22 protein-coding genes and 4 pseudogenes are annotated in these 24397 nt (G+C 67.9%); 13 read left to right on the top strand and 13 right to left on the bottom strand.

The annotated features are described in order from the left end of the window. Positions 1 to 287: 287 nt before the first annotated feature. The 4 genes and pseudogenes from KCH87_RS32005 (at position 288) to KCH87_RS31990 (ending at position 2448) form a co-directional block, all read left to right on the top strand. Positions 288 to 899 carry a DUF998 domain-containing protein gene (locus KCH87_RS32005; RefSeq protein WP_210590354.1) on the top strand — a complete coding sequence of 204 codons (612 nt, stop codon included), beginning with the start codon at positions 288 to 290 and terminating at the stop codon, positions 897 to 899. 42 nt (positions 900 to 941) lie between these two features. Then, positions 942 to 1435, top strand: a pseudogene (locus KCH87_RS32000) (transposase family protein); the annotation flags it as partial. A gap of 1 nt (position 1436) precedes the next feature. Further along, positions 1437 to 1643, top strand: coding sequence for a hypothetical protein (locus tag KCH87_RS50815; RefSeq protein WP_210590351.1), 207 nt, complete (start codon positions 1437 to 1439; stop codon positions 1641 to 1643). Between the two features lie 13 nt (positions 1644 to 1656). Beyond that, positions 1657 to 2448: a class I SAM-dependent methyltransferase gene (locus KCH87_RS31990; protein ID WP_210590557.1), complete on the top strand. Its 792-nt coding sequence runs from the start codon at positions 1657 to 1659 to the stop codon at positions 2446 to 2448. 344 nt (positions 2449 to 2792) lie between these two features. Here the strand turns inward: KCH87_RS31990 and KCH87_RS31985 are convergent. Continuing rightward, a pseudogene (locus KCH87_RS31985) lies at positions 2793 to 3158 on the bottom strand (hypothetical protein); the annotation flags it as partial. A 339-nt stretch (positions 3159 to 3497) separates the two neighbouring features. After that, complete coding sequence (gene eno / locus KCH87_RS31980; protein WP_210590346.1) at positions 3498 to 4781, bottom strand: phosphopyruvate hydratase; 1284 nt, start codon at positions 4779 to 4781, stop codon at positions 3498 to 3500. A 93-nt stretch (positions 4782 to 4874) separates the two neighbouring features. Here eno and KCH87_RS31975 point away from each other — a divergent pair, with 93 nt between their 5' ends. Next, positions 4875 to 5741, top strand: a complete 867-nt coding sequence (locus tag KCH87_RS31975) for a winged helix-turn-helix transcriptional regulator (protein ID WP_210590343.1) — start codon at positions 4875 to 4877, stop codon at positions 5739 to 5741. A 130-nt stretch (positions 5742 to 5871) separates the two neighbouring features. Here the strand turns inward: KCH87_RS31975 and KCH87_RS31970 are convergent, their stop codons facing one another. Further along, the gene (locus tag KCH87_RS31970; protein WP_210590340.1) at positions 5872 to 7146 is read right to left on the bottom strand and encodes a DUF3533 domain-containing protein; all 1275 of its coding nucleotides are present in this window, start codon (positions 7144 to 7146) and stop codon (positions 5872 to 5874) included. Positions 7147 to 7300: 154 nt separating this feature from the next. On the opposite strand from KCH87_RS31970, the pseudogene KCH87_RS31965 reads away from it, so the two are divergent. Continuing rightward, a pseudogene (locus KCH87_RS31965) lies at positions 7301 to 7654 on the top strand (NADPH:quinone reductase); the annotation flags it as partial. Between the two features lie 309 nt (positions 7655 to 7963). Beyond that, on the top strand, positions 7964 to 8527 hold the full coding sequence (locus KCH87_RS31960; protein ID WP_210590338.1) for a dihydrofolate reductase family protein: 564 nt from the start codon (positions 7964 to 7966) through the stop codon (positions 8525 to 8527). 216 nt (positions 8528 to 8743) lie between these two features. Here KCH87_RS31960 and KCH87_RS31955 read toward each other — a convergent pair whose 3' ends face one another. The 5 genes from KCH87_RS31955 to KCH87_RS31935 all read right to left on the bottom strand — a co-directional run bounded on the left by KCH87_RS31955 (position 8744) and on the right by KCH87_RS31935 (position 15180). Further along, a complete protein-coding gene (locus KCH87_RS31955) occupies positions 8744 to 9895 on the bottom strand; it encodes a CdaR family transcriptional regulator (RefSeq protein WP_210590335.1) in 1152 nt (383 codons plus the stop codon). Positions 9896 to 10079: 184 nt separating this feature from the next. After that, positions 10080 to 10796, bottom strand: a complete 717-nt coding sequence (locus KCH87_RS31950; protein ID WP_210590332.1) for a DUF998 domain-containing protein — start codon at positions 10794 to 10796, stop codon at positions 10080 to 10082. A gap of 128 nt (positions 10797 to 10924) precedes the next feature. Beyond that, the gene (locus KCH87_RS31945; protein WP_210590329.1) at positions 10925 to 12046 is read right to left on the bottom strand and encodes a lipase; all 1122 of its coding nucleotides are present in this window, start codon (positions 12044 to 12046) and stop codon (positions 10925 to 10927) included. A gap of 517 nt (positions 12047 to 12563) precedes the next feature. After that, on the bottom strand, positions 12564 to 12986 hold the full coding sequence (locus KCH87_RS31940; RefSeq protein WP_247197122.1) for an ester cyclase: 423 nt from the start codon (positions 12984 to 12986) through the stop codon (positions 12564 to 12566). Between the two features lie 574 nt (positions 12987 to 13560). After that, complete coding sequence (locus KCH87_RS31935) at positions 13561 to 15180, bottom strand: amidohydrolase (protein WP_210590326.1); 1620 nt, start codon at positions 15178 to 15180, stop codon at positions 13561 to 13563. A gap of 144 nt (positions 15181 to 15324) precedes the next feature. Between KCH87_RS31935 and KCH87_RS31930 the strand changes: the two genes are divergently transcribed. Next, positions 15325 to 16284 (top strand): Lrp/AsnC family transcriptional regulator, encoded by a 960-nt coding sequence (locus tag KCH87_RS31930; protein ID WP_308298967.1) that lies wholly within the window; start codon positions 15325 to 15327, stop codon positions 16282 to 16284. Here KCH87_RS31930 and KCH87_RS31925 read toward each other — a convergent pair. Together KCH87_RS31925 and KCH87_RS31920 are read right to left on the bottom strand one after the other, a co-directional pair. Next, complete coding sequence (locus tag KCH87_RS31925) at positions 16278 to 16472, bottom strand: hypothetical protein (RefSeq protein ID WP_210590320.1); 195 nt, start codon at positions 16470 to 16472, stop codon at positions 16278 to 16280. The genes KCH87_RS31930 and KCH87_RS31925 overlap by 7 nt on opposite strands. 70 nt (positions 16473 to 16542) lie before the next feature. Then, positions 16543 to 17292 carry an SDR family NAD(P)-dependent oxidoreductase gene (locus KCH87_RS31920; protein ID WP_210590318.1) on the bottom strand — a complete coding sequence of 250 codons (750 nt, stop codon included), beginning with the start codon at positions 17290 to 17292 and terminating at the stop codon, positions 16543 to 16545. A 128-nt stretch (positions 17293 to 17420) separates the two neighbouring features. Here KCH87_RS31920 and KCH87_RS31915 point away from each other — a divergent pair, with 128 nt between their 5' ends. The 5 genes and pseudogenes from KCH87_RS31915 to KCH87_RS31895 all read left to right on the top strand — a co-directional run. Next, positions 17421 to 17855 carry an Rrf2 family transcriptional regulator gene (locus KCH87_RS31915; RefSeq protein WP_210590317.1) on the top strand — a complete coding sequence of 145 codons (435 nt, stop codon included), beginning with the start codon at positions 17421 to 17423 and terminating at the stop codon, positions 17853 to 17855. A gap of 846 nt (positions 17856 to 18701) precedes the next feature. Next, positions 18702 to 19310, top strand: a complete 609-nt coding sequence (locus KCH87_RS31910; protein WP_210590315.1) for a TetR/AcrR family transcriptional regulator — start codon at positions 18702 to 18704, stop codon at positions 19308 to 19310. A 73-nt stretch (positions 19311 to 19383) separates the two neighbouring features. Next, positions 19384 to 20145 carry an alpha/beta fold hydrolase gene (locus KCH87_RS31905; protein ID WP_210590312.1) on the top strand — a complete coding sequence of 254 codons (762 nt, stop codon included), beginning with the start codon at positions 19384 to 19386 and terminating at the stop codon, positions 20143 to 20145. 120 nt (positions 20146 to 20265) lie between these two features. Next, entirely contained in the window at positions 20266 to 21165 is a 900-nt protein-coding gene (locus KCH87_RS31900; RefSeq protein WP_210590550.1) for an IS5 family transposase, read from the top strand. A gap of 58 nt (positions 21166 to 21223) precedes the next feature. Further along, a pseudogene (locus tag KCH87_RS31895) lies at positions 21224 to 21533 on the top strand (VOC family protein); the annotation flags it as partial. Positions 21534 to 21647: 114 nt separating this feature from the next. Here the strand turns inward: KCH87_RS31895 and KCH87_RS31890 are convergent. The 3 genes from KCH87_RS31890 to KCH87_RS31880 form a co-directional block, all read right to left on the bottom strand. Beyond that, positions 21648 to 22286: a hypothetical protein gene (locus KCH87_RS31890; protein WP_210590309.1), complete on the bottom strand. Its 639-nt coding sequence runs from the start codon at positions 22284 to 22286 to the stop codon at positions 21648 to 21650. A gap of 565 nt (positions 22287 to 22851) precedes the next feature. Then, positions 22852 to 23250, bottom strand: a complete 399-nt coding sequence (locus KCH87_RS31885) for a nuclear transport factor 2 family protein (protein ID WP_210590306.1) — start codon at positions 23248 to 23250, stop codon at positions 22852 to 22854. A gap of 285 nt (positions 23251 to 23535) precedes the next feature. Continuing rightward, positions 23536 to 24180 (bottom strand): dihydrofolate reductase family protein, encoded by a 645-nt coding sequence (locus KCH87_RS31880; protein WP_210590302.1) that lies wholly within the window; start codon positions 24178 to 24180, stop codon positions 23536 to 23538. Positions 24181 to 24397: the final 217 nt, after the last annotated feature.

The raw sequence follows: 24397 nt of genomic DNA, 5'->3' as shown, positions 1-24397 counted from the left end.
AGTGTGGTGCGGGCGGCGGCCGTTGCAGCCGTTCTCCGTGGACCAGTCTGCAGCGAGCGTTTCGTTACGCGAGCGAATGTACGTGTCACGCGAGTCGTTGAGCCATGATTCGAGTTGATCCAATGCTGCCGGGAAGGTTAAGGGTTGTCCCGCAAATAATCTTCCGCAGTAGAGGCATGAGCTGTTGCCCGGGCTGGCGATTACACGTTTCGGTTAATGACTGATGCCTACCCACCCTCACGTCAATGTGGGTTGACGCGCCTACCTTGTCAACATAGGTTGACGTGATGGGTAATCAAGCGCTGCTTGCCTGCGGGATGGCCGCCGGCCCGCTGTTCACCGTCGCGTACCTACTGGAAGGCGCCAGCCGTGTGGACTACAAGCCGTTCCGCCATCCCGTCAGTTCGCTCGCCCTTGGCCGCGCCGGGTGGGCGCAGACCGTCAACTTCCTCTTCACGGGCTTGCTGTCGCTGCTCTTCGCCGTGGGCCTGTGGCGTACTGGGCCTTCCCACTGGGGTGCACTGCTGATCGGCGTATGGGCGGTCGGTCTGCTGGGTGCAGGTGCCTGCCGCACGGATCCGGTGAGCGGTTACCCAGTCGGCACCCCCGATCAGCTTCAGCGCCCCACCCGCGTCGGGGCTCTGCATGACCTGTTCTCCATCATCGGATTCCTCGCCCTTGCCGTGGCCTGTTTCGTCTTCGCCATGTCCAACTCGCTGGGATGGGCCCTCTACTCGATCGCCAGCGGTGTGCTCTTCGCAACCACGATGGCGCTGGCCAGTGCCGCGTTCACCCAGCATCAACGCTGGGTGGATCTGGGCGGACTGATCCAGCGCCTCTCACTCACGATCGGCTGGACCTGGCAGACGCTGCTCGCCGTGCGCATTCTGCACACCTGACGGTCGTCTCGTATCGCTGCTCACGGCAGAGATGATCTTTCCGTGGCTGGTGTGATCACGGCGTCGGAGCCGTCTTGGACAGGCCCCTTCACGGGGCTGAGCCTGCGATGCTTCACCAAGTTGGTGAGCGCACTGCGGCGCGAGGCGCGGACGCGGGCCGTAGAGGCCGGCCGTGGAGCCTTCCGCTGGAGGACCGAGTCCTGCTCGTGACGGCCTATTGGCGCACAAACTTGACGATGCGGCAGCTCGCTCCACTGTTCGGCGTCTCAAAGTCCGCAGCTGACCGCGTCATCGACCGCCTCGACCCCAGGCTCGCGCTCCAGGCACACAAGGGATTCCGCAAGGACGCCGTACTCATCGTGGACGGCACGCTCGTACCCACCCGGGACCACACCGTCGCCGAGCAGTCGAAGAATTACCGGTACTCCACCAACCACCAGGTCGTGATCGACGCCGACACCCGCCTGATCGTCATGGTCGGCCGACCGTTTCCCGTCAACCGCGCCGACTGCAAGGCGGCGGTCGAAGGGCCGGCGGGTGACCCGGCCGCGTGGCCTGTCGGTCGGTGGCCGCCGACCGCGGCTGGTGTGGGCCAAGCGCCGCTGGCGCTGCGACGAGTTGGCGTGCCGGCGTGGCTCGCCGTGGACACCTCGATGCCCGCTAATTTCGTTGAGCCCGCACCCTGCAATCATGTTGGCTAGCGGCACCGAACTGTCAGTACCGCAGGTGTCCGCTTGGCTGTAGCAGGGAGTTGAACGTGCAGGACATTGTTGTCGACCCCGTTGCCCACAATCGGGCAGCCTGGGACAAGTATGTCCATGAGGGCAACGAGTGGTCGAGGCCGGTGAGTGCTGAGGATGTCGAGCGCGCCCGCATGGGCGACTGGTCGATTGTTCTCATCGGGCGTGAGCCAGTCGACCGCTCCTGGCTGCCGACGGACCTGACCGGCAAGGACGTGTTGTGCCTGGCCTCCGGCGGTGGCCAGCAGGGTCCGATCCTCGCTGCCGCAGGGGCGCGGGTCACCGTATTCGACAACTCACCCCGCCAACTCGGCCAGGACCAGATGGTGGCGGCGCGCGACGGACTTGAGCTGCGCACTGTCCTGGGCGACATGCGCGACCTCAGCGCCTTCGGCGACGCAACATTCGACGTCGTATTCCATCCGGTCTCTAACCTCTTCGTACCAGACTTGGCACCGGTGTGGCGTGAGTGCTTCCGTGTCCTGCGACCGGGCGGAACTCTGCTCGTGGGCTTCCTCAACCCTGATGCGTACTTGTTCGACCACGAGGCGCTCGACGAGCGCGGCGAACTGATCGTCGTGCACAAGCTGCCCTACAGCGATGTCACGCAGTACTCCGCCGAGGAACGTGCCACGAGGTTCGGCGCGGATGCCCCTCTTGAATACAGCCACACCCTCACCGACCAGATCGGCGGGCAACTCGCCGCGGGGTTCGTCCTCACCGGCTTCGCGGAAGCGCCGCACCAATCCAACGCATCCGCTCAATACATGTCGAACTATTTTGCGACGCTGGCGGTCAAGCCGGGCTGACCCGGCCGTGGGGTCGGCCGAGACGGCCGTGTCTCCGAATGGCCAAGTGGAGCGCTGTGCCGACCCGACCCCACCAACTTCGCTGAGCCAGGATCGTTGGGCCAAACAATTCTCCGGGATCGTCGACCAGGCCCCAACCCTCATCGGCTCCGCGCACGTCTTCTTCGAGTGGCGGATGCCCTCAATCAGGGTTCCCTGGGCAGAACCGCTCGTGGAGATCGGCGGTCTCGGCATACACCTCCGGTTCTCCCGGCCGGCGGACAACGACGTGGCCGAGCAGCGCCATCCAGCCTCCGGGATGGAGCATGTCGTGCGCTCGCTGCCGGCCAATCGACGGGTCAACCCAGGGACATCTGCCCGCCGACGTAGAAGGACAGGGCGTCCGGCCCGTGCTCGTCCAGGACCGCCCGCAGCCGGGCCGCGACCGAGGTGATCGCCTCGTCCACGTCCGTCTCGGCGGGCTGGGCGCCTCGCTCGGCGCGCACCAGTGCCTTCGCTGTTCGTCCGGGCGCGGCCATCATGTCCGGGCTGGTCGCCCCCTTGGTGTACAGGCGGCGGAAGTTGGCGGGGTGCGCCTTGTCGCCTGATGCCTCCGTCGCACGGCGTCGGCCGTCGGCAGGGTCCCGCATCAGGTCCAGTACGATCCCGCAGCCGACCCCGCAGTACGAGCAGACCGTACGGACGCTGTCGCCCTTCGCGCCAGATGCCACCGAGACCCCACTTCGCGGTGCGTGCCTTCCCGAGCCGTGACGGTCCCGCCCATGGGGCAGCCCACAACCAGCACCGTATGAAGATCGAATTTCCGGCCCGTCACACCTCAGGAGCAGACGGGGTCACGCCCCACGCACACGCCCTGACGGCATTGTGTGAGGTGAGCGAGGCCGTGTGAGGGCTCGGCCGCAGGTGTGATGGTGGCGTCGGATCATCCGATGCGTGGTCCGGAAATCCTTGAGAAGAGCCCGACGTGAAGGGGCCGGGAACAAGGTGAAGGTCCTGGCCGAGGCCGGGTGCCTGAAGCTCTGATTGCCGGTCCGGGCCACGTCACCAGGTCAACGGCGCAGGCCCAGCGCTTCGCGGCCTGCGTAGCGGGCCTGGGCGCCCAGTTCCTCCTCGATGCGGACGAGTTGGTTGTACTTGGCGGTGCGGTCGGCGCGGGAGAGCGAACCGGTCTTGATCTGACCGCAGCCGGTGGCAACGGCGAGGTCGGCGATGGTGGTGTCCTCGGTCTCGCCGGAGCGGTGGGACATGACGACGGTGTAGCCGGCGCGGTGTGCCGTGGCGACGGTGGCCAGGGTCTCGGTGAGGGTACCGATCTGGTTGACCTTCACCAGGATCGAGTTGGCGATGCCGTCACGGATCCCTGCCCGGAGCAGTGTTTCGTTGGTGCAGAAGACGTCGTCTCCGGTGAGCTGGCAGCGCTCGCCCAGCCGGGCCGTCAGGTCGCGCCAGCCGTCGTGGTCGTCCTCGGCCATCGGGTCCTCGATGGAGGCGACGGGGTAGCGGTCGACGAGCGTGGCGAGGTAGTCGGCGTGTTCGCCGGGAGTGCGGCGGACTCCCTCGCCCGTGTAGTCGTACACGCCGTCGCGGAAGAACTCAGAGGTGGCCGGGTCCATCACGAGGGTGATGTCGGTGCCGGGCTTGTAGCCGGTCTGTTCGATGGCGCGTACGACGAAGTCGAGGGCCTCGTCGGCGGTGCGCAGGTCGGGGGCGAAGCCGCCCTCGTCGCCGACGTTCACGCTGTGGCCGGCGGCGAGCAGGTTGCCGCGCAGGGTGTGGAAGATCTCCGAGCCCATCCGGACGGCCTCGGCGAAAGTCGCCGCGCCGATCGGGGCGATCATGAACTCCTGGAAGTCCAGCGGATTGTCGGCGTGGGCGCCGCCGTTGACGATGTTCATCATCGGCACCGGCAGCACGCGGGCGTCGACCCCGCCGACGTAGCGGTACAGCGGCAGCCGGTGGGCGGCTGCGGCGGCCTTGGCGGTGGCCAGGGAGACACCGAGGAGGGCGTTGGCGCCGAGCCGCGACTTGGTGTCCGTGCCGTCGAGTTCGATCATGGCGTGGTCGACGGTCGCCTGGTTCTCGGCGTGGAGCCCGGTCACGGCGTCCGCGATGCTTTCGTTCACCGCGTCGACGGCGCGCCGAACTCCCTTGCCGTGGAACCGGGTCGGGTCGCCGTCGCGCAGTTCCACCGCCTCCCGGGCGCCGGTTGAGGCCCCGGACGGGACGGCCGCGCGGCCGAGCGATCCGTCCTTGAGTTCTACGTCGACCTCGACTGTCGGGTTGCCCCGGCTGTCGATGATCTCCCGTGCGACGACCCGGCTGATGGCGGTCACGGCGCATCTCCTCACGCTGGGCCCGCGTGGCGGCGGGCGATAAGTTCCATCAAGAAACAAAGTGAGTCCCGAAAGGGAACCTACTATGGGTGCATGAGGATGCACAACGCCGACGAGACCTGCGGCATCGCCCAGGCCGCCCTGGTCCTGGGGGACTGGTGGAACGTTCTGGTGCTGCGGGAGGTCGCTCGCGGGCACGTCCGCTTCGACGCGCTGGCCGCCGAGATCGGCCTGTCCCGGAAGGTGCTCACCGAGCGGCTCGGGCGGCTTGTCGCTCAGGGGGTTCTGCGGCGCAGCCTCTACCAACGGCGTCCGGTGCGCTACGAGTACCTGCTCACCGACGCCGGCGCCGCGCTGCTGCCCCTGCTCGTCGCCATGCAGGACTGGGGCGACCGCTGGGTGCTCGGCGACGGCAGCCTCACCGCAACGGCCGCCGAGGACGGTGCCGAGCACGCCCGCGTGCACGCCCTGGTCGGCACCCGCATCCCCGACGACCTCCAACTGCCCGGCGCACAGGGCGCCGATCTGCCCCTCGTCTCACCGGACGCACCCGCCACCGTGCTGTTCACCTACCCCGGCACGGGCGTCGAATGGGGCGAGTCCATCCCCGGTGCCGTCGGCTGCACGCTGGAGAACCGGCTCTTCCGGGACGCCTGGCCCGAATTCCGGCGGGCGGGCGTGGACGTGCGCGGAGTGAGCACCCAACTCGTCCACGAGCAGGCGGAGTTCGCGCGCGTCGAGGAGGTACCGTACCCGCTCCTCTCCGATGCCGCGCACCAACTGGCCGCGGCCCTGCGACTGCCGACGTTCCGCGGCGCGGGCCGGCTGCGGCACAAACGCCTGATCCTCGTCGTCGACGCCGAACGGACCGTACGGCACACCCTGTTCCCGGTCGTCGACATCCCGCGGGCGGTCGACGAGAGCCTGCGTGTGGCAGTCGACTGCGCCCGGACAGCCTGAGTCCGTGTCCGCTCGTCCGATGAAGCCCGATGAAGCCCGATGAAGCCCATGAAAGAGGCATTCCGTGACCAGGGATACGTGAGATGGGGCTCGCCTCTTCGGAGGCGGGCTCCCTCCCTGTGCTCATTGTTCAAGCGGGCTGGGGAGTAAGGCGTTTGTGGCCCTTGCGGTCGTAGTAGGCCGTCATCGCGAAACCGAAGAGGAGACCGAGGGCCGCGCCGATCGCGATCATGGTCCAGGCGCGGGTGAGTCCGGCGTCGCCGCGTGCGTCGAAGTAGAGGATGGCGCGGACGCCGTCGCTGAGCTGGCGCATGGGCTCGAAGTGGGACAGGAAGCGGTAGAAGTCGGGGACCGCCTGGAGCGGGACGGTGGCGCCGGAGGACGGCAGGCCCAGGACGATGAACACGAACATGGACACCAGTTGGCCGATGCCGCCGAAGGCGGCGTTGATGGCCTGCACGCCGAGCCCGACGGCGAGGGTCGCACAGTAGGAGTAGATCCACAGCAGAGGAATGTGGGTCGCGTCCATGCCGAGGATGCCGACGGCAGCGAGCATGACGATGGAGACGCTGATGAGGGTGATGCCGGCGGTCATGGCCATCTTCAGCAGCAGCGTCTGGGTACGGTTGATGGGCACCGTGGGCAGTCGGGTGTGCCAGGGGCCGATCTCGTTGTCCGCGTAGCCGAGCGAGGTGTCGACGCCGTTGCTGATGACGTTGGAGCCCAGGAAGCCGGCGAGGACGAGCAGCAGGGTGTAGTAGAAGGCGCTCAGACCGAGGCCGCTGTGGTCGCCCAGGGGGTGGCCGACCTCGGTGGTGACGTTCACTGGGTCGGCGAGCAGCAGCTTCGTCCTGGAGTCGGCATCAGCCGTCGTGAGTTGCTTGCCGATGTTCTGGGAGGCCTGGTGGGCGGCCGTCGTGGTGATCTGGCTCGCCAGGGAGGAACCGAGACTGCCCTTGCCGGGGTTGGTGAGTACCGTGATCTCCGGACGCTCCGTCGCCTTGGCCGTGGTGAGCGCGGCGACGGAGTCGGTGAAGTCCGCGGGGATGACGAGGGCGCCGTAGACCTTGCCGGAGTCCAGCTCGTCCTGGGCCTGCCGGAGAGTGCGCGTGCGCCACTGAGCCTTGTCGTTCGAAGTGTCGGCGGTGATGGCCGCGCTGATCTGTCTGCCCAGGTTCTCCTTCTGCCCCGGCAGCGGCTTTCCCCGGTCGGCGTTGACGAGCGCGATAGGCAGGTCGTGCAGGTCACGTTGTGGGTTGACGATGCCGCCCATGTAGAGCAGGGACAGCAGCAGGACGAGCAGCCCGGTGAGAACCGTGGGTACAAGCCACAGCTTGGGACGGTGTAGAAGCGTGGCGGCGCGCGCCTGTGAGCCGGTGTCGGGGGTCGTGCCGTCTGCTGGCATGGTTCTCCGTCGTGTCTGGGAGCGGGCGGGCGTCCGCTTCGGAGTCGGCCGAGTGCGAGGGGCTGCCGGGTCAGGATGAGGAGGAGGTACGGCGAGTCGTCCCGAGCCTCGCCGTACCTGCCCCCGGCTGGAGTAATCCGGTTGGAGTCCTCGGGGACGCGGCACCGTGTCGGTCACCACCTTGTTGGTGGAGCGTGGCGCCCGCCTGCGAGACCTGGGCGCGACCCACATCCTCGACCGCTCCGGCGAGGGCGGCCCGGACGCACCGGCGGGCTTCGACGTGGTGATCGATGTCGTCGGAGGTCCCGAGCTTCCCCTCGTCACTTTCAGCTCTGACACCGTGCCAGGCCTCGACCGGCAGGCCGTGCGCTCGTCCCAGTTCGCCGATGCTGCGCACGGAAAACTGCGCACGGTCGTGCACGAAGTGTTGCCTCTGGGCCAGGCGGTGCGGGCCCACCGCGTGATGGACGTGGGGGAGGTCGTGGGCAGGGTTTTGCTGACGCCCTGAGCCGGGCAGGGACGGCGTTCGCGGCCCGGGCAACGAGATGGGACCTGCACAGGTCGTGGCTGACGCTCGACGCCGACGGTCACTACCGCCGCGCCGGACAATTGCGTGGCGTGCCCGGTTACCGCAGTCCCGAACACCGTTTCCACGCCAACTTGCCTGCCGATGAGTCAGGTTGGAAACTGCTCACTTGAGATCTTCTCAACGGAATAGTCTCGTTAGGTGACTCGGCCCAGGGGATCCCGCGAGCCGCGATGAGTCCTGCGGCGTCCGGCGGTCATACTGTCGAACCCGTTCCCGAGAGGGCTTGCGATGCGCAGCGTGACCTATTCGATGAGCGTCTCACTTGACGGCTACATCGTCGGGCCGGATGGCGGCTTCGACTGGACGGCGCCCGACGCGGAGGTCTTCCGCTTCTGGATCGAGGAGATCCGCGGAGTCGGCGTCCACCTGCTGGGGCGACGGCTGTACGAGACGATGCTGTACTGGGAGACCGCCGACCAGGATCCAACGCTCGACGACGCAGATCGCGAGTGGACCGCGCTCTGGAAGCCGCTCCCCAAGGTGGTGTTCTCCACCACGCTGTCGGCCGTGCAGGGCACTGCCCGACTGGCCTCCGGCAGCGTGGCGGAGGAGATCGAGAGGTTGCGAGCCGAGCCGGGGGAGGGCGACATCGCGATCGGCGGCGCGGCTCTCGCCGCCGAGGCGGCCGCGTTGGGTCTGATCGACGAGTACCAGGCCATGGTCTACCCGGTGCTGGTCGGCGGTGGCACCCCGTTCTTCCCCCAGCACGAGCGTCGGGTGGATCTCGAACTCGTCGATACCCGCACCTTCAGCTCGAAAGTCGTCTACCTCCGCTACCGCGTGGCGCGTTAGCCGGCTCGTCCGCCGAGTCCTAGGAAGAACGGGCGTGTAGAGGTCCTGATGGAATGCGGCATCAGCCGGACGGAAGGGCAGATCAGTGGGCATCGGGTGGGTCCCTCACCGTTGTGGAGCGCCATCGACTACGGAGCGTAGGAATCTCCTGGCCTCTGAACTTCGGTGCAAGCAACTCGCGATCATGCAGATGTTTGTGGATTCCCCAATCGGTTGTCAGGTAATGCCGACGACCGAGCGGACGAGACCGGCGAAGGTGCGCGGGTCGGACCCGGTGAGCTTGTGCCACTGGCCGAGTCGGTAGGCCACGGTGTTCGGGTGGATCAACAGTGCGTCGGCAGCGTTGACCAGTGACAACCCGGCGTCGGCAAAGGCGATCACCGTCTCCGCCAACTGCGGTTGCTCGACGGCGGCACCGCGGACCGCGGTGAACAACGGGTGCAGCCGTTCGCGACTGTCGACGAGGCTGGCATGCAGCCAGACGTCCTCGAACGACGTGGCGCTGCCGCCGCGTTGGGCAACGACCAAGGCGCGCTCGGCGTCACCGATGCTCATCTCGGCGCCGGCGAGACCGGCCCGATCCAGGCCGACACCCACGTGGACGTCCACACCGCCCAAGTTGATCACACGGGAGACGAGGTCGGCCGGGTCGGCCCGCTGCACGATGGCGATCATCAGCTGCCCCCGCAGGCCGCACGAGACCGTCCCGGCAACCTGCCGTGTTGCGCGCTGCAGCAGGTCGAGGCGTCCTTGCACAGCCCAGACCTCGGCCGGCGTGCACACGGCACGGAACCCGCCGTCCGGCTCGAATCCGAGTTCGCGGGCGATCTCGGCGGTCTGTTCGCGGGCAGCCCCACCCGATCGGAGCAGCTCCAGGAAGCGCTGCCGCAAACCGGCCTCGTGACCGTGCCGAGCGCCGGCCTCGTCGGCATAGGCGTCCGCGACCACACCGCTCAACGACTCGATCCACGACCACAGCGGCGCGACCAGTTCGATCACGGTGTCCTCGGCCGCCGTCGCCTGCGCGGCCGCACGCAGGTCGTCCCACAGCCGGCGGGCGACGATGTGGAACGCCGCGATCACGTCGTAGACAGGCAGGCCGTGGTAAGCGCGCCGGCGCGCCGCGGACTGCACCACAAGGAGCTGCTCGGCAGTGGGTTCCACGCCGAGCGCGAGACCCCGTAGCAAGGCCCGAAACTGCTCACGCACCGTCCTACGGTGCTCAGGCAGCGGCAGCGCGGCATACGACGGGATCTCGCGTCGGACGTGGTCGGTGATCTCGTCACTGATGCTCTCGACGCGCGATTGCAGCGACTCACACAGCTTGCGAAGCGAATCGCTCTCCGGCCGTACGTTGGGCGCTGTCACGCACGTCATCGTGGAATCGACAATAGATCTCTGTCAAATCTGCTCACCCAATGTGATGGTGGATCCACCAGGGAACGCGGCAATGGCGTGCCGGGCGAGTCCATGAGTCGCCCCGGACGGAGGTCTGAACTCGACATCCCGCAGGAGGTGCAGTGAATGCGCCCCGAGCAGATCCGCCGCTGGTCTACGCGGCCGCGCCGGCCGACCTTGGCTCAGCGGGGAGAGGCGCTCCCGGCCGACGCCAGGCCAGCAGCGCCACTCCGGCGACGAACTCCGCGACCATGATCGGGTAGACCCCACCACGCTCGAACACGGCTGCCACATTGTTCCCGTTCATGACCGTCTGCAGCAGCAGCGCGCACACCAGCCCGAAGGCGCCGAGAACGATCCCAGTGATGCCCAGCCACCGCGCCGTGCCACTGCCGAGGAGGTGGCGCCCCACCACGATCGAGACCAGATTGCCCCCGAAGATCGCCATCATCGCGCCCAGGATGTGCCAGGTCATCGACCCGTCCGCAGCCGCCTCCGGGGAGCCGTGCACCAGCCCTACCAGCGTGATGCCCGCGCCATGGACCACCGCCAGAGCCAGGTAGATCCATCGCAGCCGGTCCGGGAGCATAGGGAACAGCAGGACTGCCGCCACGACGAACGACACGCCCTGCACCACGAACCCCGTGTTCATGACCACGTGCAGGGGCGAGCAGACCGTTCTGCCATCGACCTCGCCCCCGCAGGACGGCACCCCCAGGTCGCTGATGAAGTTGAAGCTGTACTGATACGGCGGATCTTTCCAGGCCGACGCCGCCACCGCTTCAAGGGCGACGTACTGAACCGCGGCGACGATCAGCGCGACGGCTCCCGCTTTCCGTGAGAGCGACCGGATGCCACTCGCATCCAACATTTCCCGATTCTCCGATCGTGATTGTCAGTTGGCCGACCTGAGGGTGAACGGAGAAGACGGCGAGAATCCGTCCCCGCGTCACCGTGTGCCTGGTGAGTGTTCTGGGCGGCTCCAGCCGGCCAGAACGATCACGAGAGGCTGGACTGGAAGAACTGGAGCACGGCGGTGCTCTGCTCCTTGATCGACTCCTCGGGATCGATCGTGCCGATGGCGCCGGCCCAGCGGTCGGCCGGGAGGCCCAGCGGTTTGGCCAGCTGCGGCAGGATGATCTGCATATCGGTGAAACTCTGGTGCCCTGAATGTGGCAGCACCGCGGAGCGCTTGGGTCCCTTCTGGTGTGTCCAGAACACGCCCCAGGTCGGGTCGTAGTCGGTAAAGGGCGAGTGCTCGACGGTCTTCTTGCCCGGCGCGATTTCCTGCCTGCCATACAGGAAGAACGGCTGGTCAAGGCCTCGTTTGGCGACGTCACCGAGGTCGGTGAACAAATGACCGTCCATATTGATGCCCGCGTCGATCCGGTCGTCGGCCAGCATGGACTCAGCCGTGGTGAAGCCGCCGAACGAGTGGCCGAACATGCCGACCTTGTCGAGGTTCCACCCCCGCCTCCCCAACTCGTCGAGCACGAACCGGGTATCGCCGACGCGCGCTTCGGTCGCCTTGCCCAGCTGATCCTTGGGATTGGCGACGGGTTTTTCGATCCGTCCGCCCGGAAACTCAACGGTGGTCTCAAACGTGTGATCGATCGTCGTCACGACATATCCGTGCGACGCCAACTCCTGTACCAGAACCGTCCCCATCGCCCGCTGTCCACCAAGCCCGGGCGAGTACAGAACAACGGGCCATTTCCCGCCCTGACGCGGTGCGTCGACGTGACCGAACGTCTTCGCGGCAGTCCAATCCACGGATCCCTTGGGAATTCCCCCCGCCGCCATGAGCGTGTCAACAGCCTGCTCCGACCCGGCCGACATCCACGATTGCCGGGGATAACGCTCGATGTCCTTGGCCGGATACCAGACGTTGATCATTATTTCCCGCTTGCGATCCGGATTCCACGGATCCTGCCGCGTCTGATCCACCAAGTGCATCTCCTGGGTCCCCACCTGATATTGCCCCGTGGGTTCCGGAAGTGAGAACTGTGCCTTCGCCGTGTCGCCCGCGCCTTCTTCTCCGCCTTCGCCTCCGCCGGCTGCGCATGCAACCAGGAATGCGGCGCTCACCACTGCTGCCAGTGCCTTCTTGAGCAGTGACATGGTCCCCGTCCTGCTGGTCTCCGCCGTCACCCCGACTCACTCTCCAGACTGACGAACAGGCGGGGTATTCGTGCCGTAATCAGTTGGCTGGATTCTGAGTGATCGGACGTGGTGGAACGAGGCATCAGCAGATTTGAGAATCAGATCCGTGGGCATGGGGTCGTTCCTTACTCGTGCAGAGGGCTTTCCGCAGCGAGCATAGGAATATCCGGCCCGCTGGTCTTCGGTGTAACCACGCTGCAATCGCCGAGATTTCTGTGGATTCCCCAGAGGCCCAAGGGGCCACGGCCTCTACCAAGATCATGAGGGCCTGCCTGGGCCGAGTGCAGGCACCTCCGAGCGACCGGCGCCGGAGCCCTGCGCCGTCTCGTCGGCTCACGTCGGCGAAACGCCCCTTCCTTGGATGGGAAGGAGCGTCTGTCGCGCTGTCGGCGGTCGGTCAGGCACGGAAGAGCCGGAGCAGCAGAAGCAGCTGACCCATCTGGACCCCTGGCATGTGGCGGATGGACCGGCGGGGTCAGGCGCCGGTGGGGGAGATCTGCTGCATGAGGTTGAGCATGTCCGGAGCGACCCATTCCTCGGCGATCTTGTCATCCTCGAAGCGGTAGACCTCGATGCTCCGGAAGCTGACATGGCGGCCCGTCGCCTCGAACTGCTGGAACGCGCCCTGATGCGTGCCCTGGAAGTGGACCAGCACCGTCACCTTGTCGCCGACGCCGAACATCTCCTGCACGTCTATCTTCAGGTCGGGGAACGCGTCCTTCATGATCTTGGTGCCCATCCGCCAGACCTCCCGGCCGTGCAGCGGGTCGGGACTCCCGGGGACGTTGGCGATGAAGTCTTCGGTCAGCATCTGCTCGGCGGCGTCGAAGTCGTCGCTCTCCACCAACTGGTACGCGGTGCGTATCAGGGCCATGTTCTTCTCGGGGGTGGTGGTCATCTCCGTGTCCTCTCTGGGGGATCGTCCCGCGAGCTCGGTGATTGCTTCGGGCCGGATGCCACTCAGTAGAAACGCTGACGTCGCGGCAAGGTCAAGGAGGCCTCCGGGCTCTCCCTGGCGCCCTCCAACGCGGTTGTGCCGGGCCGGCCACCCGCCGGTCAGGCCGCCCTTGACCTTGCCGCGACGTCACGGTTTGTACTGGCCTTATGCGAATCGGCGAGATCGCCGCCTGGTCGGGGCCACCCCGCGGGCCGTGCGGCACTGCCACCATCTCGGGCTTGATGAGGTCCAGGACGTCCTCGCGGATGACAAGCACGGGACCTGATGGAGGTGCTGACGGAGCTGGATGAAGACCTCGGAGGGCGGGATGCCGTGATCCGGCAGCGGCGGGCACGACTCGCCACGCTGCTGACCGAAGTGCGGGCCGGGCGGCTCGCCGCGAGGGTCCGGTGTCGCCGGAGTTCACCAGACTGTTGGCGGATTTGGGCAGGGACAAGCCGCTTGCGGTCAGCCACCGCAGGCGTTTGCACCCGCGGTAGCCACGAGGTCGGTCCCGACACCCGCTACGTCCCGCTTACTGCGTGCCGGTGGGTGTGACGAGGAGGCCGCCGATGAAGGTGTGCGTGGGGTTGAGGTCGCGCAGGGTGTCGTCGGGGCAGTGGGCGGGGTCCCGGTCCCAGACGGCGAGGTCGGCGAGGCGCCCGGGGGTGAGGGTGCCGCGCAGCATCTCCTCGCCGCACAGGCGGGCGGCGTTGGTGGTGTGCAGGGTGAGGGCTTCGTCGTAAGTGATGGCCTGCTCGGGGCCCTTGACGCCGATGACGGTCTGCCGGGTGGTCATGCCCCAGACGGAGCGCATCGCGCCGAACCGGCCGACGGGGAAGTCGGACCCGGCGCTGACCTGGGCGCCCAGGTCGACCCAGCCTCGGGCGGGGAAGAGGCGCGCGACGCGTTCCGGGCCCCAGAAGCCCTCCTCCACCTCCGCGGTGTCGTGCAGCAGCGGCTGCTGGATGGTGACGGGAATGCCCAGGGCGACAGCGCGGGCGCGCTGTTCGGAGCCTGCAAGGCCGCCGTGCTCCATCACCAGCGTGCCGGCGGGGAGGCCGGGATTGCGTTCGAGGACGCGTTCGTAGACGTCCAGGAGGATACGGACCGCACGGTCGCCGTAGGCGTGGGTGCCGACCCGCCAGCCGCGCCGGACCACGGCCTTGACTGCCTCGACCAGCGCGTCGGGCTCCGTGGTCAGCGTTCCGGAGAAGGTGTGGTCGCAGGCGTACGGCTCCTCGGTCGCCCCGGCTTCGAGGCCGCCGTCGAGGAGGAATTTCACTCCCCATACCCGCAGCCATGGGTCGGAGCTGTTGCGCCAGTCCTCCATGACGTCGAGCAGGTCCTCCACCTGCGCCGTGCTGGTCAGGTCGAACGCCAGGATCAGGGCCCGTACCCGGGTGCTCAGTGCCCCCGCCTCGCGGGCGGCAAGGAGCGCCGCGTAGTCCGCGGGGGAGACCGCGCAGTCGCGCACCGTGCCGATGCCGGTAGCGGCGTACTGGCTGCTGGCCAGGCGCAGTCCGTCGATGCGCTCGGACAGGTTCGGGGCGGGGAGGAGGTGCTCCACAAGAGGCAGGGCGTTGTCGATCAGCCGGCCGTCGAGCCTGCCGTCGGCGTCGCGGCCGATGACACCGCCCGGCGGTACGGGGGTGTCCTCGGTGATGCCCGCCAGGCGTAGCGCGTAGGTGTTGACGACGTCGTTGTGGCCGCCGCGCTTGACCAGCACCGGGTGCCGGTCGGCGGCCCGGTCGAGTTCGGACGCGGTGGGCATGCGCCGCTCGGCCAGGTTGAGTTCCTGCCAGTTGGTGGTGGTGCGGATCCACTCGCCCTCGGGGGTGGCCTTCGCCCGTTGCCGGATCAGGTCCAGGAATTCGGGGATGGTACGGGCCTGGTGGACGGGGACGTCGTGTGCGCCCAGTGCGGCGAAGATCAGGTGGGTGTGGGTGTCGTCGAACGCCGGCAGCACTGTGGCACCGGGCAGGTCGTGGACCGAGGTGCGTGAACTCACCCAGTCGTCCAGGCCGTTCGGATCGGGGGACAGGGCCGCGATGCGGTCGCCCCGCGCGGCCAGCGCCCGCTGCGGGGCCTGACCGGGCACCAGCGTGTGCACCGCGCCGGCCCGGATCAGCAGATCGGCTCCGTGATCGGTCATCGTCTTCTCCCATTTGCCGTCTCGACACGGGCGTTCACCACGTGCACTGACAAGGACAGACGTACGGCCCTTCCGCCGATCCACGGACATTGGGCGGCAGCTGAAACAGGAAAGACGCCACACAGGCGCCCTATCATGCAGATCATGCGCCAGACACTCGACGAGATCGATCGCCGGATCGCGGCGGCCCTCGTCGCCTCACCGCGCGCCTCATGGCGCACGCTGGCCCACTGCCTGGGCCTGTCGGAGCGCACCGTCGTACGTCGCGTCACACCCCTGTACGCCGACGGCACCCTGCGCGCCACGGCCGTACGCAACCCGGCATGCTTCCCACACCTGATCCCCATCGCCCTGCGCATCCGCTGTCGCCCCAACAAGATCCATCAAGTTGCCCGCGCACTCGCCCGACGCACCGACACCGTCTGGGTCGACATCCTCGGCGGCGGCGACGAGATCTCCACGGTCTTCTTCCTCGACGACCCCGAGGCCCGCAACACCCTCCTGCTGCGCGACCTGCCCGCCACCGACGCCGTCGGCTCCTGGACCTCGCACACCCTGCTACGGGTCTTCCCCACCGCGCTGCGCTGGACTGCCGGTCTCCTCTCCCCTGAGGAACTGGACCGGCTCACCCCAGACCCGGCACAACGAACGGCGCCACCCGCGCCCCTCGACATCGACACCGCCCTGATCACGGCGCCGGCCGAGGACGGGCGGGCCACCTACACAGACCTCGCCCGCCGCGCCGGAACCACCGCGCTCACCGCCCGCCGGCGGCTGGACACGTTGCTGTGCGGCCAGGTCCTGCGCCTGGCGACCGAGCTCGACCTCGCGCTGTTGGGCGCGCGCGCCGAAGCCCTGCTGTGGATCGCCGTACGCCCCGGCAACCTCCAGGAGACCGCGCGGACTCTCGGCGCCCACCCGCAGGTCCGCTTCTGCGCCGCCACCACCGGCCCCGCCAACCTGCTCGTCGCACTCGCCGCCGCGGACCTCGACGCCCTGTACGCCTTCCTCACCGACACGATCGGCCCCCTCGACGGGGTCACCGGCATCGACACCACCCCGCTGCTGGCGACTGTCAAACGCACGGGCCTGATCCGTCAGTGAATGCCGTCGGCGAGGTCGAGGGATTGGGTGATGTCGTAGACGTTGGGGGCGGTCGTGATGACGTGCAGCGGGGTGCCCTTGCCGTCGCAGATCAGCTGGCGCTTGCTGCCCGTCGTCCGCCGGTAGGCCAGCGATGGACCGGTCGCGGCTCCCCCTCTTTCGCGCGCACGTGGGAGCCGTCCACGCACGCGCGGGTCGTCTGCGGCGCGCGCCCCGAAGGCGCGATGTCCTTCGGGGCGCGCGGCAGGGGTTCCCGGTTCAGGCGTTGTAGCCACCGTGGGCGTCCAGCACCGCGCCCGTGACGTACGACGCGGCGGGGCTGGCCAGGAAGGCGATCGCCGCGGCGATTTCGTCGGGGTGCCCCATGCGTTGCAGGGACAGCGAGCTGACCATGGCCTTGAGGGTCTCGGGGTCCGGCGGTTGCATGCCGCCCTCCATCAGTCCGGCCTCCACGACGTTGGCCGTGATGTTGCGGGGCCCGAGGTCGCGTGCGGCCCCCATGGTGTACCTCTCGATCCCTGACTTGGTCGCCGAGTAGTCGGCAGCTCCCGGGACACCGACCCGGGAGCCCAGTCCGGAACTCACCGTGATGATGCGGCCGCCCGTGCGCAGCACTCGGGAGGCGGCCCGGATGACGGCGATCACGCCGAGGTAGTTGGTGGCGTGCATCCGGTCCAGTGCGGCGGTGTCGGCGTCCGGGTCGTCCACCGTGCCAGTCGCGGGGATCGCCGCGTTGTTGACGAGGATGTCCAGGCCGCCGAAGTGCGCGACCACGTCGTCGATCAGCGCCGGCGCCCGACTCATGTCCGCCTGGTCGGACTTGAAGGCGACGGCCTTGGCCCCCTTGCCGTGCACCTCGTCGACGACGGCCTGCGCCCGCTTCTCGGAGCTGACGTAGGTGAAGGCGACGTCGGCGCCCTGCTCGGCCAGCAGTCGTACGGTCGCGGCTCCCAGTCCGCGCGACCCCCCGGTGACCAGGGCGACCTTGCCCGCGAGTGGCTTGCTCATTCTTCTCACCTCGTTGATTGACTCTTCCCGGCAGTCGCAACGTTAATTGTTACGACAGCCTGTTGCAACCTTCGCTGTTACGACTGTGCTGTCGTAACATAAAGCGTTGCGGCCGAGAGGAGGGGTTCATGAGTGCCAACAGCAGGCTGACCATTGCCGCCCACGCGCTGGCCTGGATCGGTCTCTATCAGCGCCAGGGTCATGAGGTCGCCACATCCGAGCAGATCGCGGCCAGCGCGAACACCAACCCCGTGGTGATCAGGCGGCTGCTCGGCGAGCTGCGCAGGGCCGGGCTCGTGGAGTCCCGGCGGGGCGTGGGCGCGGGCTGGTCGCTGGCGCGCGAGCTGGGGTCGATGACCCTGCTCGACGTGTACGAGGCAGTGGAACCCGGCCCGCTGTTCGCAATGCACCGCACCACCCCGGACCAGGGATGCGTGGTGGGTTACGGCATCCAGCCGGCGATGCAGGGCATCTACGAGGGCATCGAGGAGACCCTGAGACACGAGCTGGCCCGCGTCACGCTTGAGAACGTACTCCGGGACGTACTCGCGGCACCTCGCTAGCCTCCCCGTTACGCCCCGGTATCACCAAGATCCCCATCGATGCCCAGGCCGGCGAACAGCCTGGCAATCAGTCACGCCGAAAACCGTTGCAGTATCAGACCGTGTCCTACGAGCTCGTAACTTGATCTTGTTGAAATGCCCTGGTCCGGCGTGACCGGTGTGACGATTCCGCCGTTCGGGAGGATGCGAGCACCCGGCCGTGGATCGTGGACGACGACTTGTGGGCGCTGATCGAGCCGCTGCTGCCGCCCTGGCCGGAGAAGTCGCCGGGCCCACGGCCCGCGGCCGGTGGCGGACCGGCTGTGTCTGCAGAGCATCCTGTACGTCCTGCACAACGCCATAGCCTGGTAACTCCTGCCCCCGGAACTGGGGTTCGGCTCCGGACAGACCTGCCGGCGGCGCCTGAATCGGTGGCAGCAGGCCGGCGTCTTCGACCAACTGCACCGCATCCTGCTCGCCGAGCTGAACGCGGCCGGCGAACTCGACTGGTCCCGCGCGTGCGTGGACGGCTCCCACGTCCGCGCGAAAGAAGAGGGCGCGCCGACACTGGTCCGTCGCCGGTACCGGCATGAGGTGACCTTGCGGATCCACTGGACCGATTCTGTCCACTATTTCTCCTAGGCCGTGTCTCGAAGACGGAGCGTGGCCGTGATCAGCACGCTGGCTGCGTCTGGTCCCTGACGAGTCGTGGACGCTGGTCGAATCCAGCTGACCCACGAGATCCGGATAGCGGCTGACACACCCGGCGTGGCCGGCAAACGGCATCGAGGTCAGAGGGCGGGAGACCTGCGGGAGGACGCCGTGGCACACTTCGTTGACCACGAGGCTGGCCAGGGGGTATGACGCATGACCGATCGGCCGGCCAGGCGAACGCAGGAGCAACGACGCGCCGAGACCGAACGGCGCGTGCTGGACGCGGCGATGGCGCTCATCGCGCGCAGCGGGTCGCGAGCCGTCACGCTCGCCGAGGTCGGGGAAGCCGCCGGGTACAGCCGCGGCATCGTCTACCACCATTTCGGCAGCCGGGAACGGCTGTTGGAAGCCGTGGTCGACGAGGCGCAGCGGTTCGACGTCCCCGCCTACCAGGGAGACGGCCTGGACCACCTGGTGCGGATCATCGAGGCGTACCTGTGCAACGTCGCACGGCGGACACCGTCGGCGCGCGCGTTCCTGCAACTGTGGGGCGAGGCGATCGCAGCCGACCCCGTGTTGGCTCCACTGTTCGCCCGCCGGGACGCCGACTTCCGGCAGCTCCTGGCGAACGTGGTCCGCCAGGGCGTCGCCGACGGGTCCATCCGACCCGACGCGAACCCGGCCGCGGCCGCCGTGCTGATCGTCGCCCTGGTCCGCGGGACCGGGCTGCAACTCATCGCCCAACCTCCGGTTCGCAACGTCCCCGCCCTCATCCAGGAGGCGACGCGCTCGGTACGCGCGGCCTTCGCTGTCACGCCGTAGCTTCCGGCAGTGGTCTCCCGCACCGGCCGCTGCTACATTTACTTGCATACATACACGCAACTAAGGAGAGATGATGCCTGCTCCTCTGGTACTCGTGCACGGCAATCCGGAGAGCCCCGGCGTGTGGGGACCGCTGATCGCCGCGCTCGGCCGGGACGACGCGGTGTCGCTGTCCCCGCCCGGCTTCGGGGTGCCCGCGTCGAACGACTTCTCCGCCACCGTCGAGGGCTACCGCGATTGGCTCGCCGCGCGGCTGGAGCAGTTCCGGGAACCCGTCGATCTCGTCGGCCACGACTGGGGTGGCGCGCACGTCGTCCAGATCGCGATGACCCGCCCGGATCTGATCCGCAGTTGGGCATCGGACGCACTCGGCCTCTTCGACCCGGACTATGTCTGGCACGCGCGGGCCCAGGTGTGGCAACAGGAAGGGGCAGGCGAGGCCTCGGTGAAGGAACTCTTCGGCGGCACGCTGGCGCAGCGACTGGAGGTCGTCGGCGCACTCGGCATGACCGGCCCGGCCGCGGAACGCGTGGCCGCCGGGATGGACGACGGCATGGGGCGGGCGGTGCTCTCGCTTCTGCGGTCGGCCGTCCAGCCGGTGATGGCCGACGCGGGCCGCGGCCTCGCGAAGGCGCGACAGCGGCCCGGCCTGGCCCTGATCGCCCTCGCGGACGCCGAACAAGCCAGTGGAACGCCTGCGCAGCACCGGTCCGCAGGCGAGGCCGCCGGTGCCGAGATCGCCGAACTCGCCAATGCCGGGCACTGGTGGCCGGTGACGAACCCGCACCCGGCGGCGCGCGCCCTGACCGCATTCTGGTCCCGTGTGGACGGTTAGGGCGTGGTTCGAAGTGTGTTGAGCGGCGGCGTGTCCTGAGCGGGAAGTAGCGAGGTCTCCGGTAGAGGGTTCATCGACCAAGAAGAACCAGACACCGGAGACCTCGTGGTCACCTTAGCGGTGACGAGGCGGTTCGACCTGAGCGACGCTCAATGGGCAATCCTGGAGCCGTTGTTACCCGCTCCCAGGCGACCGGGCCGACCCTCGCAATGGACCAAGCGGCAACTCATCGACGGCATCAGGTGGCGGGTGCGGGTCGGCGCACCCTGGCGGGACGTCCCGGACTGCTACGGCTCCTGGCATGCGGTCTACGCCCTCTTCCGCCGCTGGCAACGCAACGGGACCTGGGCACACATCCTGGCCGCTCTGCAGGCCCGGGCCGATGCGGCGGGACTGATCGGCTGGCAGGTGAGCGTGGACTCCACCATCATGCGGGCGCATCAGCACGCGGCCGGAGCCCGTCGCCACGGGCACTTGCAGAGCGAGCTGCCCGGCGGGACGGTTTGTGAGCCCGACGATCATGCGCTGGGCCGCTCCCGCGGCGGTCTGTCGACCAAGCTGCACTTGGCCTGCGAAGACGGCCAGAAACCCTTGTCGTTGGTCCTCAGCGGCGGGCAGGCGGGCGATGCCCCGCGGTTCGAGGCGGTCATGGCCGGTATCCGTATCAGCCGACCCGGCGGTGGCCACCCCCGAACCCGGCCGGAGCGGGTACGGGCCGACAAGGCCTATTCCTCCCGTGCCATCCGCGGCCACCTGCGCCGACGCGGGATCGCTTGCACCATCCCCGAACCCGATGACCAGGCCGGACACCGACGCCGGCGCGGCAGCCGCGGTGGACGTTCGCCTGCCTTCGACCGCCTCGACTACCGCGGCCGTCATGCCGTGGAGTGCGGCATCAACCGCATCAAGCGCCACCGGGCGGCAGCGACCCGCTTCGACAAACTCGCGGTCCGCTACCTGGCCACCCTGCACGTCACAGCCATCAACGAATGGCTACGCCTACTTCGAAACACGCCCTAGCCTGCGGCATGCAGCGACTCCATCAACCCCATCAACCCATCAACCGAGGAGATCACCATGGACTGAGGACTTCGCCGAACTCACGACCCCCCAACGCCACCCTCGCGATCGCCGGCACCCGCACCGTTCCGCAGTTCGCCCCGGGCTCTGCCCGCCCGGCGGACAACCACAGCGTGATCACCGAGTTCCGCGTCGAGGACGTGGACCGCGTTCACCAGAACCTGACCGGCTTCATCACCGACTTCGTCAACGAGCCCACCACGATGTCCTGGGGTAACCGGTCGCTGCTGTTCCGCGACCCCGACGGCAACGTCGTCAACTTCTTCACCCCGGTCACCCCGGCGGCCATCGAGAAGTTCGCACATTGACGCCAGGCGCAGCCGCTCACGCGGGAGCCCTGAGATCCCAGGGCTCCCGATGCACGCGTCAGCCGAGTCCAGGAGGGCTAACAGTGCTGGTCGGCCGTCCGGAGTGCCTTGGTGTCATGCGTCGGCCGGTGCAGAGTCCTTCGTGGTCTGCGGCGGTGTGGCCTGCTCCTGTGTGTCGGGCGTGGTGTAGAAGACGGAGCTGCCCTGTTTGGCGCGCTGTGCCTGATTGCGGGCCACCAGCCCTTCGACGGTGGTGCGCACGACGGTCGTCTTGACGTTGCGGTCGGGATGGGCCTGGCCGAGTGCGGTGGCGATCTCCGCTGCCGAGCGCGGTTCGCTCTGTTCACCGAGGTAGCGGCGGACCAGGTCGACCAGTGTCGGCTGCGAAGTCTTGGCGGCCTTGCCCGCGCGCGGGGCGGCGGTCGGCTTTGCGACTGCGTCACGACCGGGCTCAGGGGCGGTCTTCTTCGCCCGCGCGCCGGCGCCCGGGGCAGTGGCAGTGGCCGACTTCCTGCGGGCAGCGGGAATCTTGGCGCTGTCCGCCGTGGGCTCTGCGGCGGCCGGCGCCGCATCAATCGCCCGCTGAATGCTCACCAGCACCTGGTGGTCACGCTGCAAAGCGGTCAACTGCTCCTGCAGAGCGGTGATTTCCGCGTCGATACGTTCCTGTTCTTTGGCGTTTCCTTCCAGGTCGGCTGTGACCTGGGCGGTGTACTGCGAGGTCAGTTCGGTGGGGGAGGCATGCTCGGACATGGGGCCGCACCACTCTTTCTCGGGCCAAAAGGCCGCAGTTGAAGGGCCTGCCACACACATGCACTGTGCCGGGCTGATGCCAGCCGGGCGACACATGCATCAGGGCCCTGTTGTAGTGATGGTAGTGACAACCGGAAGCAGGGTGTCCTCATTGAAGCGGCTGACATCAAGTTGACTCCCCGGCCCGCGCCCGGCCGGCGGCCGGCGAGCTGCGGTGCAGCGACGGCGTCAGTAACGCCCTTACGTCCGTGGTCAGGTCCGGAGCCCGCCCATGGTGGTGTGCCCTCAGGCCGGTACGGGTTGTCCGAGATCCTCCGGCGGCAGCAATGTCGGCGGGTTTCAGGAACACCAGAGCTCATCAGTTTGAGTCGCTCACGATGTCAACCCCGGCCCTTACCCTGCCCGGTTATGACCGATGACGTGCCCAACTACTCTCGGCCCGGGCCCTTCACGAGCCTGCACTCGTCCCAACTCCGGCTCACCGAAGAGCGGATTGCCGAGAAGAGCTTCGCCGTGATCGCCTGCGCGATCCTGCGGGTACGAGCGCAGGAAGCTCTCCGCAGGGTCACATCACGGCGTCGGTCTGGAGCGGGCCCGCGGTGACGCGGAGCGCCCGGACGCGGACCGGCTCCTCCCGGTCGAGGTAGAAGATGTGCATGAACGGGGCGCGCACCACCTGGTCCGGCTCGCTCTTCTTGGCCATGGTCGCCTCGCCACGAAGCAGGCGGACGCCGTCGCCGGCGGCCCAGAACTCCAGGACCTCATGCCTGATGATCAGCGGCTCGTCGATCTTGACGAAGAAGGCCTTGATGTCCTCGGCGCCGTGGATGTGCGCGGTGCCGAAGAACATGTCGGTGTCCTCGGTCAGTGGCGCGAAGCCCTCATCGAAGTCCAGGGTGTCGATGGCGTCCATGAACTTCAGGACCCAGTCGGGTACGGATGTGGCGTGTGCGGTGTCTGTCATGGCGGTGGTCTCCTGATCAGGCGGCGGCGGGGGCTGCCACAGCCCTCGGTCAGAGGTCGTTGTGGTGGCCGGAGCCGGATCGTCGCGCAGTTCGCGGATCTGCTGTGGGTGAGGGCTGATCCTGAGGCGGACCCGGAGGTGATGCCGTCCCATTCGTTGTCCTCTGAGCCCTCCGAGGAGCCGATGGCATGAGGTTCCCTGAGTGGCGGAATGCGCCAACGAAAGTTGCGGACCTTTGCCGTCGGCGAGGTTGCTGGTCCAGGTGGGCCCGGACTCCTACGTGCTTCAGGTCGTGGCTGTCTCGTACTGCGGGCGACCGGTGGTGCGATAGGTCTGGATCGTCAGCCCCTTCGGGGTGGACTGCAAGTCGACCAGCTCAAGTCCCAGGTCCGAGCCGGTGACAGGGAAGAGCCGCGTGCCCTGACCGACGACCACGGGATAGGTGAGCAGCACGATCTCGTCGACCAGTCGGTGGTTGAGCAGCCAGCGGATCAGGGTGCCACTGCCCCACACCTGAAGCTCACCGCCCGGCTTGGCTCGCAGCTCGCCGATGGCGCCCGCGACGTCACCGGACAGGACGGTGGTGTCCGCCCATTGCGGATCTGTGAGCGTGGTCGAGGCGACGTACTTGGGCCGCGTGTTCAACGCCCGTCCGACGGGGTTTTGAGGATCCATGCCTGCTCCCCAGGAGCCGGCGAAAATGTCGTACGTCCGCCGGCCGAACAGAAAGGCGTCAGCGCGCTGGAAAGCCTGGCTGATGAACGTCGAGGCCTCGTCGTCGAGCAGTGGCGGGCCCCATCCGAAGCGCTCGAATCCGACGCCGCCATCCTCGTCCGGCGCGCCGTCTCCGCGCCGGTTTGGTGTATCAATCCGTCGATGTCCCTGTGTCACTCCGTCGACGGAGACGTTCGTTACGGTCGTCAGTTTCATGGTCGCATCCTTCGCGCTGGGGGCGTCGTTCGGTATGACCGGATCGCGGCGCCGATCTCATCGCTCGTGCACGGATCTGCCGCCATCCGCACGCGGCCCGCGAGGATGGCCGTAGTGCCTCCCGAAGTCATCATCACTGATCATGAGGCGGGACCTGGAAATGACTCCCGAACTCGTCGACAAGCGGCTCACGTTCTCGGATCCGGCACACATTCCG

Origin of the sequence: Streptomyces sp. GESEQ-35, assembly GCF_017948485.1 — a bacterium.
Lineage (GTDB): Bacteria > Actinomycetota > Actinomycetes > Streptomycetales > Streptomycetaceae > Streptomyces.
This window is presented reverse-complemented; position numbering and strand designations above follow the sequence as displayed.